Source organism: Streptomyces adustus, from assembly GCF_009377175.1.
GTDB classification, from domain to species: domain Bacteria; phylum Actinomycetota; class Actinomycetes; order Streptomycetales; family Streptomycetaceae; genus Streptomyces; species Streptomyces adustus.
Genome location: NZ_VJZD01000547.1, coordinates 1 through 1,215 on the forward strand (window position 1 = coordinate 1; position 1,215 = coordinate 1,215).

Consider the following 1,215-nt stretch of genomic DNA (forward strand, 5'->3'; position numbering starts at 1 on the left):
GGACGGAAGGGGCGGGCGCGGGGGCGGTGCCGTAGCCGTCGATCGAGACGACCGTTCCGGCCGGGGCGATCGCCACCCGGGCGCTCCAGTGCCCGGACGGCTCGCGCAGCTGGTCGACGTGCACCTTGATCGTCAGCGACGCGCCGGGCGCCAGCGTTCCCGACGACCGGCTGAGATAGAGCCAGACCGCTCCCGTCGTGGCCGACCAGCGGACCGGGGAGTCGCCGGCCGCGGTGAGGGTGATCAGCGTGGTGTCACCGCTGCTGCTCGCCGTCACGTCGAGACGGCCCGCGCTCTTGTGGCCGGCCCCCGCGACACTGACCACCGCCACGGAGACGTCCGACGTCCCGGTGGGGCGGGCACCGGCCCGGGTGCTGGCGTTGCCCGCGTTCTCGTAGCCGCCCGCCCCCGGGCCGTCGAGGCTGCCGGGGCCCTGCGCCTCGCTCGTGCTCGGGGAGCGGCCGTCGGGGCCCTCCCCGGTCTCCGTGCCCCGGTAGGCGGCCCACAGCGCGAACACGGGAGCCGCGACCACGGTGGCGACGACGGTCGTGGTGACGGCACGCGCGCGAAGCCGGTCCCGGCGGGCCGCGTGGTCCTTGGGGTCCATCGGGAAGCCACGCCGGTCGAAGCGCGGCGCGGCTCCCCGCGCGCGGGGAGAGTGCGCCATCGCCGCGTGCAGGGCCGCTCGGGGCGCCTCCAGTACGGGCAGTTCGGCGGGCGTGAACATGGCCCCGGGCCAGCGGCCGGGCACGGCGCGCTCGGCGGCGCGGCGGCACCGCGGGCAGTCGTCGACGTGCCGGACCAGTTCGCGGCGCAGGGTCGCGCTGAGGACCAGCTGGTGATCGCCGGTGAGGTGGGCGACGCCGGGGCAGCCGCCGGTCTCGACGACGGCGAGGGCCGCGCGGGTGCGCTCGACCTCGCAGGCGGCGGAGGCGAGCAGTTCGCGGGCGATCGCGGGATCCAGTCCGACGACGGCGGCCACCTCGTGGGCGGCGAGGTGGTGACGCACGGCGAGTTCGAGCGCCTCGCGCTGCTCGGGGCTGGTGCCCGCGGCCTCCGGCCAGGCCAGCCGGGCGAGCTCCCGCCGACGCAGCTCCTCGACCTCCTCGGACACCGGCGGCGCGGCGGCGGAAGGCGCGGGCTGCTCCGCGGACCGTCCGGCGGACTGCGGGGGCTTCGGCGCGGGCTGTGCGGGCTGTGCGGCCGGGGGCGGGG

At 78.2% G+C, this 1,215-nt stretch carries 1 protein-coding gene; it reads right to left on the reverse strand.

The window, feature by feature from the left end; all coding sequences use genetic code 11:
- A partial coding sequence (locus FNH09_RS47475) for a BACON domain-containing protein (protein ID WP_238427503.1) occupies positions 1-1,215 on the reverse strand: 1,215 nt, incomplete at both ends.